The 14,733-nt window shown below is 66.4% G+C and carries 17 protein-coding genes, 1 pseudogene and 1 riboswitch; of the genes and pseudogenes, 11 read left to right on the plus strand and 7 right to left on the minus strand.

The features are described from left to right. Together CC207_RS27285 and CC207_RS25055 are read left to right on the plus strand one after the other, a co-directional pair. Window positions 1–436 (plus strand): annotated as a pseudogene (locus CC207_RS27285) (hypothetical protein); the annotation flags it as partial. A gap of 204 nt (window positions 437–640) precedes the next feature. After that, entirely contained in the window at window positions 641–898 is a 258-nt protein-coding gene (locus CC207_RS25055) for a PAAR domain-containing protein (RefSeq protein WP_028691645.1), read from the plus strand. 3 nt (window positions 899–901) lie between these two features. On the opposite strand, the gene CC207_RS25060 is transcribed toward CC207_RS25055, so the two are convergent. Continuing rightward, window positions 902–2,089 (minus strand): MFS transporter, encoded by a 1,188-nt coding sequence (locus tag CC207_RS25060; protein ID WP_088852944.1) that lies wholly within the window; start codon window positions 2,087–2,089, stop codon window positions 902–904. 112 nt (window positions 2,090–2,201) lie between these two features. On the opposite strand from CC207_RS25060, the gene CC207_RS25065 reads away from it, so the two are divergent. From CC207_RS25065 to CC207_RS25085, 5 genes are all read left to right on the plus strand, one after another. Continuing rightward, complete coding sequence (locus CC207_RS25065; protein WP_028691647.1) at window positions 2,202–3,122, plus strand: LysR family transcriptional regulator; 921 nt, start codon at window positions 2,202–2,204, stop codon at window positions 3,120–3,122. A gap of 98 nt (window positions 3,123–3,220) precedes the next feature. After that, complete coding sequence (locus tag CC207_RS25070; RefSeq protein ID WP_069017376.1) at window positions 3,221–4,381, plus strand: DUF1624 domain-containing protein; 1,161 nt, start codon at window positions 3,221–3,223, stop codon at window positions 4,379–4,381. A 27-nt stretch (window positions 4,382–4,408) separates the two neighbouring features. Then, a riboswitch (cobalamin riboswitch) is annotated at window positions 4,409–4,607 on the plus strand. Between the two features lie 113 nt (window positions 4,608–4,720). Continuing rightward, the gene (locus tag CC207_RS25075) at window positions 4,721–5,734 is read left to right on the plus strand and encodes an ABC transporter substrate-binding protein (RefSeq protein WP_088852945.1); all 1,014 of its coding nucleotides are present in this window, start codon (window positions 4,721–4,723) and stop codon (window positions 5,732–5,734) included. Next, the gene (locus CC207_RS25080) at window positions 5,731–6,747 is read left to right on the plus strand and encodes an iron ABC transporter permease (protein WP_088852946.1); all 1,017 of its coding nucleotides are present in this window, start codon (window positions 5,731–5,733) and stop codon (window positions 6,745–6,747) included. The genes CC207_RS25075 and CC207_RS25080 overlap by 4 nt, the downstream gene beginning before the upstream one ends. Next, window positions 6,744–7,529, plus strand: coding sequence for an ABC transporter ATP-binding protein (locus CC207_RS25085; RefSeq protein WP_028691651.1), 786 nt, complete (start codon window positions 6,744–6,746; stop codon window positions 7,527–7,529). Before CC207_RS25080 ends, CC207_RS25085 begins: the two co-directional genes overlap by 4 nt. A 70-nt stretch (window positions 7,530–7,599) precedes the next feature. Here the strand turns inward: CC207_RS25085 and CC207_RS25090 are convergent, their stop codons facing one another. From CC207_RS25090 to CC207_RS25105, 4 genes are all read right to left on the minus strand, one after another. Next, window positions 7,600–7,920, minus strand: coding sequence for a hypothetical protein (locus CC207_RS25090; RefSeq protein ID WP_028691652.1), 321 nt, complete (start codon window positions 7,918–7,920; stop codon window positions 7,600–7,602). 134 nt (window positions 7,921–8,054) lie between these two features. Continuing rightward, a complete protein-coding gene (locus tag CC207_RS25095) occupies window positions 8,055–8,552 on the minus strand; it encodes a GNAT family N-acetyltransferase (protein WP_028691653.1) in 498 nt (165 codons plus the stop codon). Between the two features lie 34 nt (window positions 8,553–8,586). Next, window positions 8,587–9,021: a VOC family protein gene (locus tag CC207_RS25100; protein WP_028691654.1), complete on the minus strand. Its 435-nt coding sequence runs from the start codon at window positions 9,019–9,021 to the stop codon at window positions 8,587–8,589. Window positions 9,022–9,067: 46 nt separating this feature from the next. Beyond that, entirely contained in the window at window positions 9,068–9,439 is a 372-nt protein-coding gene (locus CC207_RS25105) for a GFA family protein (RefSeq protein WP_028691655.1), read from the minus strand. 167 nt (window positions 9,440–9,606) lie between these two features. Between CC207_RS25105 and CC207_RS27070 the strand changes: the two genes are divergently transcribed. The 3 genes from CC207_RS27070 to CC207_RS25115 all read left to right on the plus strand — a co-directional run bounded on the left by CC207_RS27070 (window position 9,607) and on the right by CC207_RS25115 (window position 12,032). Further along, on the plus strand, window positions 9,607–9,762 hold the full coding sequence (locus CC207_RS27070; RefSeq protein WP_155952705.1) for a hypothetical protein: 156 nt from the start codon (window positions 9,607–9,609) through the stop codon (window positions 9,760–9,762). Window positions 9,763–9,819: 57 nt separating this feature from the next. Next, window positions 9,820–10,299, plus strand: a complete 480-nt coding sequence (locus tag CC207_RS25110; RefSeq protein ID WP_028691656.1) for a hypothetical protein — start codon at window positions 9,820–9,822, stop codon at window positions 10,297–10,299. Window positions 10,300–10,448: 149 nt separating this feature from the next. Continuing rightward, window positions 10,449–12,032: a sensor domain-containing diguanylate cyclase gene (locus CC207_RS25115; RefSeq protein WP_028691657.1), complete on the plus strand. Its 1,584-nt coding sequence runs from the start codon at window positions 10,449–10,451 to the stop codon at window positions 12,030–12,032. 3 nt (window positions 12,033–12,035) lie between these two features. On the opposite strand, the gene CC207_RS25120 is transcribed toward CC207_RS25115, so the two are convergent. Beyond that, entirely contained in the window at window positions 12,036–12,395 is a 360-nt protein-coding gene (locus CC207_RS25120; protein ID WP_088852947.1) for a VOC family protein, read from the minus strand. Window positions 12,396–12,633: 238 nt separating this feature from the next. On the opposite strand from CC207_RS25120, the gene CC207_RS25125 reads away from it, so the two are divergent. Then, window positions 12,634–13,968: an MFS transporter gene (locus CC207_RS25125; RefSeq protein WP_088852948.1), complete on the plus strand. Its 1,335-nt coding sequence runs from the start codon at window positions 12,634–12,636 to the stop codon at window positions 13,966–13,968. 56 nt (window positions 13,969–14,024) lie between these two features. Here the strand turns inward: CC207_RS25125 and CC207_RS28085 are convergent. Continuing rightward, on the minus strand, window positions 14,025–14,733 hold a 709-nt coding region (locus CC207_RS28085; protein ID WP_305880231.1), incomplete at its 5' end, for a peroxidase family protein.

A 14,733-nucleotide genomic window follows, 5' to 3' on the forward strand; every position in this document is an offset into this window, starting at 1 on the left:
ACCGCGCCCCCACATCACCTCGCACTTCCCTTGGCCCTGGCAAGCCTTCACGCCTCAGTTCGAAGGCCTGACCCACTACTTCCGCAGTTCCCCACGCGTCATCAAGTGCGGTCTGGTGCTGCTCTCTCCTGCCTTCCTGATCATAGGAACAGGTCACTGGGTGAGTCTCCTGCTGTGCTGGAAACCTCGCTGGCCCAAAATCATCCGTGAAGCCGGCCTGCCGGGAAAACCCGTCCCGGCAGTGACCACCGTTGACGATTACCCACCTCATATTCAGGAGAGACTGCGGGAGAACGCCTACCTCTGGACTATACGCCCAGGCAAACGACCGGAGAGGAAACCCCGTGTCTCTAAACGTCGGCCCAAGAGCCAAAGTCAAACTCCCAATATCGAGAAGGACGCGCCCCATGAGGTCGACAGTATTGATCAGCCGTAAAAGCGGGTTGTTCTTGACCGAGATGGAGCCCAACGCACCACGCCTCTGCATGGTGGCGAGACGCCCCCATGACTGCGACAACCCGGCAGTGCACGGCTACACCTTCATCCAATCCGATACCCGCGAAGCGCTAATCATCCTGTGCAAAACCAAATAAGACGCTGCTTGAATCCCTACACCCAACGAAAACAAGGAGCATACGTGATGAAACCCATCGTTCTAGTCGGGCACAAGCATGACTGCCCCCTGCATGGCGCAGGCGAGGTTGTTTCAGGCCATACGGCCACATTGATCAATGGCAGCGCTGTCGCCTGCGTAGGCGACAGGATCAGTTGTGGTGCCGTCATCGAAACAGGGTCGGCGAACCATGCTATCGAAGGCCGGGCCGTTGCACGCCAAGGTGATACCACCAGCCATGGCGGAACCCTGTTGGAGGGCGAGATCGGCTGGATGGTTGATTAGGCCTCATTCGCTTCTCTGCAGTACCAACGTGGCCACCAAAGCCAGCACAGCAAACCCACAAGCCACATAACCCAGTGCAGCCAGACCAAGCCCCTGGATCGCCGCGCCCCCCAGCGCGGCACCGGCGGCGATGCCCGCGTTGGCCGCCGACACGTTGAGGGTCCCGGCCAGGGCCTGGGCCTTGGCGCCGGCCCGCATCACCCGCACCTGGCACACCGGGAACAGCGCCGTGTAGGCGATGCCCCACAGGGCCAGGGCGCCCACCAGCAGCAGCGGGTTGCCGATCACCGGGGTGACCAGGCCCATGCCCAAGGCCAGCATCGCCAACAGCAGCAGCGTGGCCCGCAGCGGGCTGCGATCGACGATCCGTCCGGCCAGGGCGTTGCCGAGCATGCCCACCAGGCCGAAGCCCATCAGCCACCAACCGACCGCGTTGGCCGGCACGGCGGCGAGCTGCTCGAGGATCTCGGCCAGGTAGGTGTAGGCAGTGAACATGGCGGTGAACACCAGCGCCGAGAGCAGCACATGGGCGAGGAAACGACGGTCCTTGAGAATCACCGACTGCCGCTCTCCCGCGGCGCGGGCCGGGACCGCCGGCAGGGGTGGCAGCCAGGCCCACATCAGCAGTGCCACCAGCAGGCACAGCCCGGCGAGCAACCAGAAGCTGCCGCGCCAGCCAACCAGCCCGGCGGCCAGGGTGCCCAGCGGGATGCCAAAGACGAACGCCGCGGTGATCCCCAGGTAGACCCGCGCCACTGCCCAGCCCTCGCGCCCCTGGCCGGCCAGTTGCCCGGCGCTTTCGCTGGCGGTGCCCCAGTACACCGGCAGTGCCAACGCGGCGAGGAACCGCGCCAGGGCCAGTACCCAGACGTTCGGCGCCAGCGCCGACAGCGCATTGGAGGCGGCGAACAGCAGCAGGATGGCGATGAACAGCCCCTTGCGTGGCAGGGCCGACAGCCAGGCGGTGAGCGGCGGCCCGAACAGCATCACGGTCACCGCGAACAGGGTGACCAACTGGCCCGCGCCTGCCACCGACAGTCCAAGGTCACGTGCCAGCGCGGGCAGCAGGCCAAGAATCAGGAACTCGGTGGTCAGCACCGCAAAGCCGCCGACGGCGAACAGGCCGATCGACAGCCCAGCACGCGGCGCCGGCCGCGCCAGGGTGGCATGGGTCAAGCTGGAGGTGGACATCTACTGCGATCCTCGATGAATGGCAGGCCAGCTTAATCTGGAATGTTGTTCCGATTACTGGTAGATATTCCCTTATCAAGTGAACAATATTCAGCAATCGCGAGTCCATGCCATGTCCGCCTCGGAACGCCTGAAAGACATCGACTTCTTCGTCAGCGTGGCCAACGCCGGCAGCTTCATCGCCGCCGCCGAGCGCATGAACCTCACCAGCTCCGCCGTAAGCAAGGGCGTGGCCCGCCTGGAGAAACGCCTGCAGGTACGCCTGTTCGAGCGCACTACCCGACGCCTGGCCCTGACCGACAGCGGCGCCGACTACTACCGCACCTGCACCCGCGTGCTGGCGGAGATCGAAGAGGCCGAACTGGCCCTCAACGACGAGCACAAGACCCCCTGCGGCAAGCTGCGCATCGACCTGCCGGCCACCTTCGGCCGCCTGCATGGGCTGCCCGCCGTGCTCGACTTCGCCGCGCTGCATCCGCGATTGCAACCGCACATCACCCTCTCCGACCGCTTCGTCGACCTGGCCGAGGACGGCATCGACATCGTCGTGCGCATCGGTGGACCACAGACTTGGCAGCCGGGCATCGAGCACCGCTACCTGGGCAGCCAGCGCCTGGTGTTCTGCGCCGCCCCCGCCTACCTCGCCCGGCACGGCACGCCCCGCGACCTACAGCAGTTGCAGGCCCAAGGCTGCGTGCTTTACGCCTGCGCCGACGGCAGCACGCCGGCCCTGCACTTCGCCGGTGCCCGTCCGGGCCTGGCGCAGCTGCGGCCGATGCCGGGCCGCCTGGCCATCGGCGATGCCGAGGGGCAGGCCCTGGCCATCAGCGCCGGGCACGGCATTGCCCAACTGCCGACCTGGCTGGTGCAGCGCCAGCTCGACGCCGGGACGTTGCAGCAAGTGCTGCCGGAGTACGCGATGGAGGGGTTGCCGATCAACCTGGCCTGGCGTCGCAACCGTGGGCATCTGCCCAAGGTGAGCGCGACGGTCCAGGCCCTGGCCGAGCGGCTGGGACCACTGATTCAGGGCTGATTCAAGTGGAGTGCCAGCGCATGGCTGTATCCAGGCACAAACAAATGAAATAAAATAACATTTCATTTGAATGATGCCTCTGCCAGCGACCCTCCTCGATGACCAGCCTCCCGACCGCCCTCCCCAGCCAACGCCTGCACAGCATCGACGCGCTACGCGGCCTGGTGATCCTGTTCATGCTGCTGGACCACGTGCGCGAAACCTTCTTCCTGCACCGTCAGGTCAGCGACCCGATGACCATCGACGCGACCGACCCCAGCCTATTCATCAGCCGCACCCTGGCGCACCTGTGCGCGCCGGTGTTCGTGCTGCTCACCGGGCTGTCGGCCTGGCTTTACGGCGAAAAGCACCAAGGCCGGGGCGATGCAGCGACGTTCCTGTTCAAGCGCGGCCTGTTCCTGGTGCTGCTGGAGCTCAGCCTGGTCAACTTCGCCTGGACCTTCCAGTTGCCGCCGAGCGTGATCTACCTGCAGGTGATCTGGGCCATCGGCCTGAGCATGATCGCCCTGTCGCTGCTGGTGTGGCTGCCACGCCCGCTGCTGCTGGCCCTCGGCGCGCTGATCGTCGCCGGCCACAACCTGCTCGATGGCCTGCACTTCGCGCCGCACTCGGCGCTGCATGTACCCTGGGCGATCCTGCACGAGCGCAGCTGGCTGGAGCTGCCCGACGGCTTGCGCCTGCGTACCTCCTACCCGGTGCTGCCATGGATCGGCGTGATCGCCCTGGGCTACGGACTCGGCCCCTGGTTCGGCCGCGGCAGCGATGCCGGCGAGCGCCAGCAGCGCTTGCTGCTGGGCGGCATGATGCTGCTGCTCGGCTTTGTCGTGTTGCGCCTGCTCAATGGCTACGGCGAGGCGCCGTGGGCCTTCTACGCCAACGTCGGGCAGACGTTGATGAGCTTCTTCAACATCACCAAATACCCGCCGTCGCTGCTGTTCCTGGCCTTGACCCTGGGCGTCGGCCTGTTGCTGCTGCGCGCTTTCGAGCGGGCCGGCGACGCCCGCTGGATCGGCCCGCTGGCAGTGTTCGGCGCCGCGCCGATGTTCTTCTACCTGCTGCACCTATATGTGCTCAAGCTGCTGTATGTGGCCTGCGTGGGGCTGTTCGGCCTGAACCAGGGCAGCCATTTCGGCTTCGACGGCATCGGCGCGGTGTGGCTGGTCGCGGTGCTGCTGGCGATCGCCCTGTACCTGCCGGTGCGCGGCTTCGCCCGGCTCAAGGCGCGGCGGCGCGACATCGCCTGGCTCAAGTACCTGTAAAAGCGTTTTCACCCGGTGGCCCGATGGTCTACCATGCCGCCCGCCGGTTTCCACACGGAATCAAAAGGGAATCCCGGGCGCGCCGAGGGCGGGCCAAAGGGAACTGCCCCCGCAACTGTAGGTGCCGAGCCTGCGCCATCGATGCCACTGGGTCTGCCGACCCGGGAAGGCCGGCGCCGGCCAGGACGCACCAGTCAGGAGACCTGCCGGCACGCATTCACCAACCGGCGGGGTGTCCGGGATGGTCATCCGCCCCTGGCCGCGTGCTTGCCGCGCGACGCCTGGCGATGTCTGTCCGTGGGCCATTCCGTGCACCACCCGACAGGAGATCGCCCCACCATGCCGTACCGCCTCGCCACCCTGCTCGCCGGCCTGTCACTGGCGGGCCTGGCCCACGCCGACGCCACCCGCTACCCGTTGACCGTCGACAACTGCGGTTTGCCGCAGACCTTCGCCCAGGCCCCGCAGCGCGTGGTGACCATCGGCCAGGCCGGCACCGAGTTGCTCTATGCCCTGGGCGTGGGCGAGCGGCTGGCGGGCACCTCGCTGTGGTTCAACAACGTGCTGCCCGAGTTCAAGGCGCAGAACGACAAGGTCGAGCGCCTGGCTGACAACGAGCCGGGCTTCGAGGCGGTGGTCGGCAAGCACCCGCAGCTGGTGACCGCGCAGTTCGAATGGATGGTCGGCGCCCAGGGCGCGGTCGGCACCCGCGAACAGTTCGCGGAGCTGGGCATCCCCACCTACCTGCTGCCCTCGGACTGCGAAGGCAAGGACAACCTGGTGGGCGCCGACGGTACCCGCCTGCAGCCGTTCAGGATCGACACCATCTACAGGAGCGTCAGTCAGCTGGCCGAGATCTTCGACGTGCAGGATCGCGGCGAACACCTCAATGCCGAGCTCAAGGGCCAGCTGGACCAGGCCCGGCAACGCCTGGCCGGCCAGGACCTGAGTCACACCAGCGCGCTGTTCTGGTTCTCCAGCGCCGACCTCAAGGTCGACCCTTACGTCGCTGGTCGCCAGGGCGTGGCCGACTTCATGCTGCAGACCCTCGGCGTACGCAATGTGGTGGAGTCCAGCGAAGAATGGCCGGCGGTGGGCTGGGAGACCCTGGCCAGGGCCAACCCCACCTGGCTGATCGTGGCGCGCATGGACCGCCGCCGCTACCCCGCCGACGACTACCGGAAAAAGCTCGAGTTCCTGCGCAGCGACCCGGTGACCCGCAACATGGACGCGGTCAAGCAAGGCCGGATCATCGTCCTCGACGCCGACGCCATGCAGGCCGGCATCCGCCTGTTCCGTGGCCTGGAGGTGCTGTCCAGCGCCTTTGCCAGTGGTAAAGCGCCACAACCATGAACCGTTTGCTGCCCATCAGTGCCTTCGCGCTGTTCGCTCTGTGCCTGGCCATGCTCGCCGGGATCGCCATCGGCGAGACGCGGATCAGCGCCGAGGTGATCTGGCAGGTACTGGCCAACCAGCTGTGGCAGGCCGGCCATGCGCTCGACCCCATCGACGCCGGCATCGTCTGGAACTACCGCCTGCCGCGCACCCTGGTGGCCGCCGCCTGTGGCGCGGGGCTGGCGACCTGCGGGGTGATCCTCCAGGCGCTGCTGCGCAACCCGCTGGCCGAGCCGTACCTGCTGGGCCTGTCGGCAGGCGCCTCGACCGGTGCCGTGGCGGTGGGGCTGTTCGGCCTGGGCGGCGCAGTGCTGTCGCTGTCGGCCGGTGCCTTCATCGGTGCGCTGGCCGCGTTCGCCCTGGTACTGGTGCTGTCGCGGGCCAGCGGCAGCCGACACGACAATGCGCAGGTGATCCTCGCCGGCATCGCCGGCTCGCAACTGTTCAACGCGCTGACGGCCTTTCTGATCACCAAGTCGGCCACCGCCGAACAGGCCCGGGGCATCCTGTTCTGGCTGCTGGGCAACCTCAGCGGCGTGCGCTGGCCGTCGGTCTGGCTAGCGCTGCCAGTGGCCGTGCTCGGGCTGGCGGTGTGCCTGTGGCACCGCCGGGCGCTGGACGCCTTCACCTTCGGTGCCGATTCGGCGGCCTCGCTGGGCGTGCCGGTGCGGCGCACGCAATTGTTGCTGATCAGTTGCACGGCACTGGTGACTGCGGTGATGGTCTCGATCGTCGGTGCCATCGGCTTCGTCGGCCTGGTCATCCCCCACGCCCTGCGCCTGCTGCTCGGCCCCGGGCACAGCCGCCTGCTGCCGGCCAGCGCGCTGGGCGGTGCGTTGTTCCTGATTGTTGCCGACATCCTCTCGCGGACCCTGATCGCCGGCCAGGTAATCCCGGTGGGCGTGGTCACCGCCTTGATCGGCGCGCCAGTGTTCGCGCTGATCCTGGTCAGCCGCCGGGGGCGTCCATGACCGTGATGACCGCCCTCGCCAACGCCCCGCTTGTCTGCGAGGGGCTGGGCCTGCGCCTGGGCGGCCGCGAAGTGCTGCAAGACATCGACCTGAGCGTGATGCCCGGCGAGACCCTCGGTGTGGTCGGCCCCAACGGATCGGGCAAGTCAACCCTGCTCAAGCTGCTCGCCGGCCTGCGCACGCCCAGCAGCGGCAGCGTGCGTTTGCTGGGCGAGGCGCTGGAGCGCATGCCGCGTCGCCGGGTTGCGCAAAGCCTGGCGCTGGTCGAACAGCAGGCCGATACCCTGGACGCCATCAGCGTCTACGACGCCGTGGCACTCGGCCGCACACCGTGGCTGTCAGCCCTTGCGCCGTTCGGCGCGGACGACCGTGCCATCGTCGAGCAGGCCCTGGCCGACGCCGACGCCGGCCACCTGCGTCGGCGCCTGTGGGGCGAGCTGTCCGGCGGCGAACGCCAGCGCGTGCACATCGCCCGGGCCCTGGCCCAGCGGCCGCAGGTACTGCTACTGGACGAGCCGACCAATCATCTTGATATCCAGCATCAACTGAGCCTGCTGCGGCAGGTTCAAGCGCTGTCGGTGACGACCCTGGTGGCCTTGCATGATCTCAACCAGGCGTTGACTTGTGACCGGTTGGCGGTGCTTGACCAAGGACGGTTGGTTGCCTTGGGGATACCGGAGGTGGTGCTGACACCGGAGCGGATATTGGCGACATTCGGGGTTCAGGCCCACTACCTGATCGATCCGTATGATGGGGCGCGGATACTGCGGTTTCGCGCCTGAAAGGGCTGGAGCCGCTTCGCGACCCCAGCATCGTTTGTCATAGCGCTGAGCAGAGGTTACAGCCTGCATCTCAGCCCATGTATCCTGCAGGCGGCAACCTCCACGCCTGCAGCTCCAACGGCGTCATGCCCGCCAGCACCTGCACGAAGGTTTCAGTCAGCTCACTGCTGACATTGCCGTGGAATCGGTAGTTGCTCAGCAGGTAGCGCCGGACCGTTTTCGGCCAGTTGTTCGCCAGGTGGGCGGCCTTGATAATGCCTTTGGCATCCTGGTAGTTGGCGGCAGGCTTGACCTGGGTCAGGCGGCGCTCGAAGTGGCTGAAGCTCCAGTCGTCCTCGCGGGCCTCGAATTCGTCCAGCAATTTCACCTTGTACAACGCAAGCTCAGGCATGCGTGATCTCCTTGTGATGGGGGTGGAAGGAGACGGTAGGCGAATACAGCGGGAATGGAAATGAACACGGTGTTGAGCGCTGTGCGCGAAAGTTGGAATGATTTGCCGGACGCCTAGGCGATTTCTTACAGGTTTCAGACAAGCCTGAGCGCCATGTGTGTAGTCTGCCAGACCGGGTCGGCCTCGATATCCACCGTGCCGAAGCCATGGCGCTGCCAGAAGCGGATCGCCCCGGGCAGGAAGGGATGGGTGTGCAGGTACAGGCATTCGACACCGGCCTGCCGGGCCTCCTCGCGCAATGCCGAGAACAGCGCGCTGGCTAGCCCGTGACGGCGGTGGTCGGGGGTAACGAACAGGCGGACGATTTCCACCGTGCGGCAGGCATGGTAGTCGAGTTGAGGGAAGCGATGATCGTATGGCAGGTAGCCGACGCTTCCGATCACCCGGCCCTGGGCACGGGCAATGAGAAAGCAACCCTGGCCATCGACATAGGTCTCGCTGAATCGCGCCAGGTCCTTGGGCAAGGGCGAGTCGGCCAGCAGCGCAAACAACCCTCGTCGTGCCGTATCGACAAAGTGCACGGTGTCAGCGGCATCGGCGTCTGTGGCCTGGTGCAGGGTCCAATCGGGCATGGGCAGTTTCGGCAAGAGGGACGAGCCGTGGATTCTACCCCAGGCCCGACCGTGCAGGACGCTCGCCCAGCCGTTGCGCCAACCTCAGCAGGTAACCATCCGGGTCCTGGACCAGAAACTGGCGCAGCCCCACTTCAATGGCATCGGCGCGATACCAGACGTCCTCGCACGCCTGGAACAACGGCCAGCGATGGCGCTCGAGCCGTTCGACCAGCGGCGCGACCGCCACGACGTCGATCTGCAGATTGATCCCCCGCCCCAAGGGTTTTTCCAGGGGGCCGGTGAGCCAGTGGTCGTCGGCGTCGAACTGCTCGAGCATGACCTGCGCGCCCTGCAGGTCGAGGTAGGCAAAGCGCTGCTCCGGACGCTGGTAGGCGATCTCGAACCCCAACAACGAAACCCAGAAATCCAGGCTGCGATCGAGGTCGCTGACGATCAGTTCGGGCACCATCCTGTTGCGTTGCAGCATGCGGTCGTCCTTGAGCGGCATGGGGAAGTGGGACGCATGATACCCCTTATCCAACCTTCCACCAGCGCGGCCGACAAGCCCGAAACGAATGCGAGGTCGGGCGCAGGGCCTGGACGCCCTTGGCATCGAAGCAGCCCAGCAGCAAGGCCACCGTCGGCGCATCGTCGATGGCCCCGAGGGAGCTGCCGCAGGTGGCACAGAACGCACGGCTGGAGCCCTCGGACGAGCGATACAGCGCAGGCAGGCCACCCTCCCCGGTCCAGACGACCGCCGCATTGTCGAACTCCACCCAGCACAGGGTCAGGCTGCCGGAATGTCGCTGGCACTGCCCGCACGAGCAGGTATGCGGAAAGCGCGGCTCGCCGCTGGCGGTGAAACGGATACGGCCGCACAGGCAGCCACCTTTGTAGAGGGTCATGGGGTTACCTTCCTTGGCTGTCGGGATTGCCGCACAATAGCCAACCTGGCGCCCAACGGTGGCGCAAAAGTGTTACGCCGTGTGGCATGCCGACCTGCGCTACCTGCGTCTCCTGCTACAGTGCGCCCCGCGGCCCGTCCGGCCCCTGCAATGATGGAAACCTGCTGATGGAAAGAATGATCCAGTTCGTGGCCGTGGTGGTGGTCTGCACCCTCATCGGCGTGGCCTGTGAACACTACGAAGTCAACCGCTACCTGAAATGGCTGCTGATGGCCCTGCCGGCGATCCTCTGGGTACGCCTGCGCAATCCGCTGCAACGCTGATCCTCGATCACGGGATTGCAGTACACTCCCAGGCCTTACCGTGCCCAAGGCCCCACCATGCCCCGCCTGCCCCGTCTACTGCTCCCCGTGTTGCTGCTCGCCGCCCTCGCCGCCTGCGACCAGAAGCCCAGCCGCGAGGAAAAGATCCTCGCCAACCTGCCCCTGCAGGAAGCCTACGACCACAACATCGAGCGCATGGCCGGGCTGCTGGCCATGACCCATGCGCAGGTGCCCCAGGACAAGATCAAGGACGTGCTGCGCAAGCACCTCACCGTCGACGACCAGCGCCGTGACCTGTTCAGGCTCTACAGCGAGGAGCACTTCAGCGATGCCGAGTTCGACCTTATCGTTCAGGCCACCCGCGATCCGGCAAAGGCCAGGGAACTGGGCCAGAGCGAGGAAGGCAAGCGCCTGAGCGAGAAGCTCACCACGCTGATGCGCGAAAGCGCCAGCGACGCCAAGGTCCAGGCCTTGGTGCAGGAGCGCATGCAACAAGTCGAGGACGACCTGCAGGCGCTGGAGCAGACTGCCCCCTGAACGTAGGTAACATGGGAGGATAATTCCGTGAGCCCCGTGGGAAACCGGAGCCACCTTTGTCCTCCAACCCTGCAATTGCGCTCAAGCATGGTCCACTTTGGTCCAAGCGCGTAAGGTGCGTTTTCCGCTGTATCCGACGAGGCCAAGGATTGCGATATTTCACCCCGCACGGACCGCGCCCCGACCTGCGCACCCTCATACTCGCCCTTTGCGCCACCACGGCCCTGGTCATGCTGCTGGCCAGCTATTTCGCCAGTTACCGGGTACAACGGCAGCTGCTGATCGACAGCGCCCTGGAGGCCAACCGGGCCTATGCCGCCAAGCTGGCCGCCGTGACCGAGACCACCCTGGTCAATGCCCTGCAGCAACTGGCCTACGGCGCCCGGCAAAGTGGCCTGCACCCGGACGACGACAGCCTGGTGCAAGCTGAGATCGACCGCCTGCAGCAACAGAGCAACCTGTTCAACTCCACCTTGCGGGTCGACGCCCAGGGGACCGTACGCTCGCTATCGCCCGCACCGCTGCAGCACCTGGCCGGCAGCCAGGCAACCTCACCCGGCGCCCGGCAAGCCTTGCGCGAGCGCCGCACGCTGGTCTCCACACCTTTCCTGTCGGCGGCCGACAACCTGCTGGTGGTGCTCTCACAACCGATCTTCGACGCCAGCGGCCACTACCACGGCTATATCGGCGGCAGCCTGTACCTGCGCGAACGCAACCTGCTCAACAGCCTGCTGGGCACGCACTTCTACCAGAACGGCTCGTACCTGTACGTGGTCGACCGCAACCGCCGGCTGCTGTTTCACCCCGACAGCAAACGGGTCGGCACCCTGGTAGGCGACAACGCGCTGCTCGACGACCTGCCGAACCTCGACCATGGCACCCGGCGCCTGGTCAACAGCCAGGGCGTGGAGATGCTCGCCGGGTTCGCCACGGTACCCAGTGCCGGCTGGACCATCGTCGCCCAGCAGCCACTGCGCCAAACCGTGGAACCGCTTCGCCAGCTGATCCTCAATGTAGTGGTGATTTCCGCGCCGCTGGCGCTGCTCGGCTGCCTGCTGCTGTACTGGCTCACGCAAGTCATCGCCCACCCGCTGCGGCAGTTGGCCAGTGTCGCCCGGGGCATGGGCCAACAGCAGACCACCGAACGCATCCACCAGGTCCGTGCCTGGTATGCAGAGGCCGCGGAGCTCAAGCGTGCCCTGTTGTTCGGCGTGAACCTGCTGCAGGAGCGCATCGGCCGGCTCAACCGAGATGCCCAGACCGACCCGCTGACAGGGCTGGTCAATCGGCGCGGGCTGCAACAGGCACTGCGGGTGCAACAGGCCGAGCAGTGCGGGTTTGCCGTGGTGGTGCTGGACATTGATCACTTCAAGCGGATCAACGACAGCCACGGCCACGATGCCGGCGACCGTGTGCTGCAGCAGCTGGCCAGGCTGATGCGCGGGACCTGCCGCGAAGGCGACGTGCTGTGCCGTACCGGCGGCGAGGAGTTCCTCATGCTGCTGCCGGGTGCCGGCCTGGAGGTGGCGACAGCTGTCGCCGGCCACCTGCGCCTGACGGTCGAGCACACCCCGATCGTACCGACCGGTACCGTCACCATCTCCCTGGGTGTGGCCAGCTGGCAGCCCCGCGACGCTGGCACGCCTGCCGACGCCCTGGCCAGGGCCGACAAGGCGCTATACCAGGCCAAGCAGAAGGGACGCAACCGCGTCTGCATCGACAGCCCGGCCTGACCCCTACGCGGCGTCGGCCGTCCACACCGCCAGTTCATAGCCGTCCGGGTCGATGAAATGGAAACGCCGCCCGCCAGGAAACGCGAACACCGGGCGGCTGATTCGGGCGCCGGCAGCCTCGATGCGCTGCTGCACCTGCGCCAGGTCAGCGGCATACAGGATGATCAGCGGCCCACCCGGACGAACCGGTTCGCCCGTGGTGAAACCACCCGTGAGGCGACCGTCACTGAATTCGGTATAGGTCGGCCCGTAGTCGGTGAAGGTCCAGCCAAACACCTGGCCGTAGAAAGCCTTGCTGCGGGCGATATCGCCCACATTGAACTCGATGTTGTCGATTTGCCGGTCATTGCCACGCGCACCCATGGTGAGCTTCCTTGCGGGGATTGGAAGGGGAAGCTTACTGCAAGCGCCACGCGCGCAGGCCCGCTTCCACACATCATGTTTGTCCTTCCAAGCTCAGGGGGCGGTGCTAACGGATATCCGGAGGTCGCCCTCGACAAAGCCTGCTCGCCCTGGCGCTTGTCTACTGGCCCGAGAACAACGACGGCGCGACCTGAGCGCGCCGCATCCGCCCAGGCTGCCAGAGCAACGGAGAGCATTCATGTCCATCCCCCATGAGGTCCCGCCCGCCACCTTGCGGCGGGTGATCGCAGCCTCGGCCATCGGCAACTTCGTCGAATGGTTCGACTTCGCCGTCTACGGTTTTCTCGCCACCCTGATCGCCAGTCAGTTCTTCGCCAGTGAGGACGCCAGCGTCGCCCTGCTCAAGACCTTCGCCGTGTTCGCCGTGGCCTTCGCCCTGCGCCCGCTGGGTGGCATCGTGTTCGGCGCGCTGGGCGACCGGCTCGGACGCAAGCGCATCCTGTCGCTGACCATCCTGCTGATGGCCGGTTCCACCACCCTGATCGGCCTGCTGCCGACCTACGCCAGCATCGGCGTGCTGGCTCCGGTACTGCTCACCCTCGCCCGCTGCCTGCAGGGGTTTTCCGCGGGCGGTGAATACGCCGGTGCCTGCGCCTACCTGATGGAGCACGCGCCACGGGGCAAGCGGGCGTTCTATGGCAGCTTCGTGCCGGTCTCGACCTTCTCCGCCTTTGCCTGCGCGGCAGTCATCGCCTACGGACTGGAGGCCAGCCTCACGCCCGAGGCGATGAACGCCTGGGGCTGGCGCGTACCGTTCCTGGTTGCCGCGCCCCTGGGCCTGGTGGGCCTGTACCTGCGCTGGCGCATGGAGGAAACCCCGGCGTTTCGCCAGGCACTGGCCGAAGGCAAGGCCCATGCGCATTCGCCGCTGGGCGACACCCTGCGCCACCATGGCCGCACCATTCGCAACCTGGGCGCGTTCATCTCGCTGACGGCACTGTCGTTCTACATGTTCACCACCTACTTCGCCACCTACCTGCAGACGGTCGGCCACCTCAGCCGCGCCCAGGCGCTGCTGGTCTCGACCGTTGCGCTGCTGTTCGCCGCCGCTGGCTGCCCGCTGGCGGGTGCCTTCAGCGACCGTGTCGGACGGCGCAGGACCATCGGCTTTACGTGCCTATGGGTGATGCTCGCGGTGTTCCCCGCCTACTGGCTGGCCAGTTCCGGTTCGCTGTCGGGGGCATTGCTGGGAGTGATCCTGCTGGCCATCGGCGCGCTGATGAGCGGCGTGGTCACCGCCGCGCTGCTGTCGGAATGCTTCCCCACCCGCAGCCGCTACACCGCCTCGGCGATCACCTACAACGTCGCCTACACCCTGTTCGGCGGTACCGCGCCGCTGGTGGCGACCTGGCTGATCGAACAGAGCGGCAGCCGCCTGGCGCCGGCCTTCTACCTGGTGGTGATTGCCTTGCTGGCCCTGGTGGGCGGGTTGGCGTTGCCGGAGACCTCGCAGGCTTCGTTGCATGAGGACACGCCGGGCAACGATCAGCCTGGGGTATCTCAAGACCTGTAGCGGGTTGCCCTGGGGCTTCTCGTGGGAGCGGGGTTGCCCCGCCCCCACGCCTTTCCTCACGGCAGGTCGAAGCGGTCCAGCTCCATCACCTTCACCCACGCCGCCACGAAGTCCTTGACGAACTTGTCCTTGGCATCGCTGCTGCCATACACCTCGCTCAAGGCACGCAGCTGCGCATGGGAGCCGAACACCAGGTCGACCCGGCTGGCGGTCCATTTCACTTGGCCGGTCTTGCGGTCACGACCCTCGAACGCCTCGTTGTCCGCCGAGGTCGGCTTCCACTCCACGCCCATGTCCAGCAGGTTGCGGAAGAAGTCGTTGCTGAGCACGCCGACCCTGTCGGTGAACACGCCGTCCTTGCTGCCGCCATGATTGGCACCGAGCACCCGCAGGCCGCCGATCAGCACGGTCAGCTCCGGTGCGGTGAGGGTCAGCAACTGGGCCTTGTCCAGCAGCAGCTTCTCGGCCTTGACGCTGTAGCGGGCCTTGCTGAAGTTACGGAAACCGTCGGCAAGCGGCTCGAGCACGGCGAACGACTCGACGTCGGTCTGCTCCTGCGAGGCATCCACACGCCCCGGATGGAACGGCACGCTGATGTTGTGCCCGGCGTCCTTGGCCGCTTTCTCCACGGCCGCGCTGCCAGCCAGCACGATCAGGTCGGCCAGCGAGATCTTGTTGCCGCCCTCGCCGCGGATTTTCTCCAGTGCCGTCAGCACCTTGTCCAGGCCCTGGTTCGCCGTCCAGCCGTTCTGCGGTGCCAAGCGC

Origin of the sequence: Pseudomonas sp. DrBHI1 (assembly GCF_002205115.1) — a bacterium.
GTDB classification, from domain to species: Bacteria; Pseudomonadota; Gammaproteobacteria; order Pseudomonadales; family Pseudomonadaceae; genus Aquipseudomonas; species Aquipseudomonas mosselii.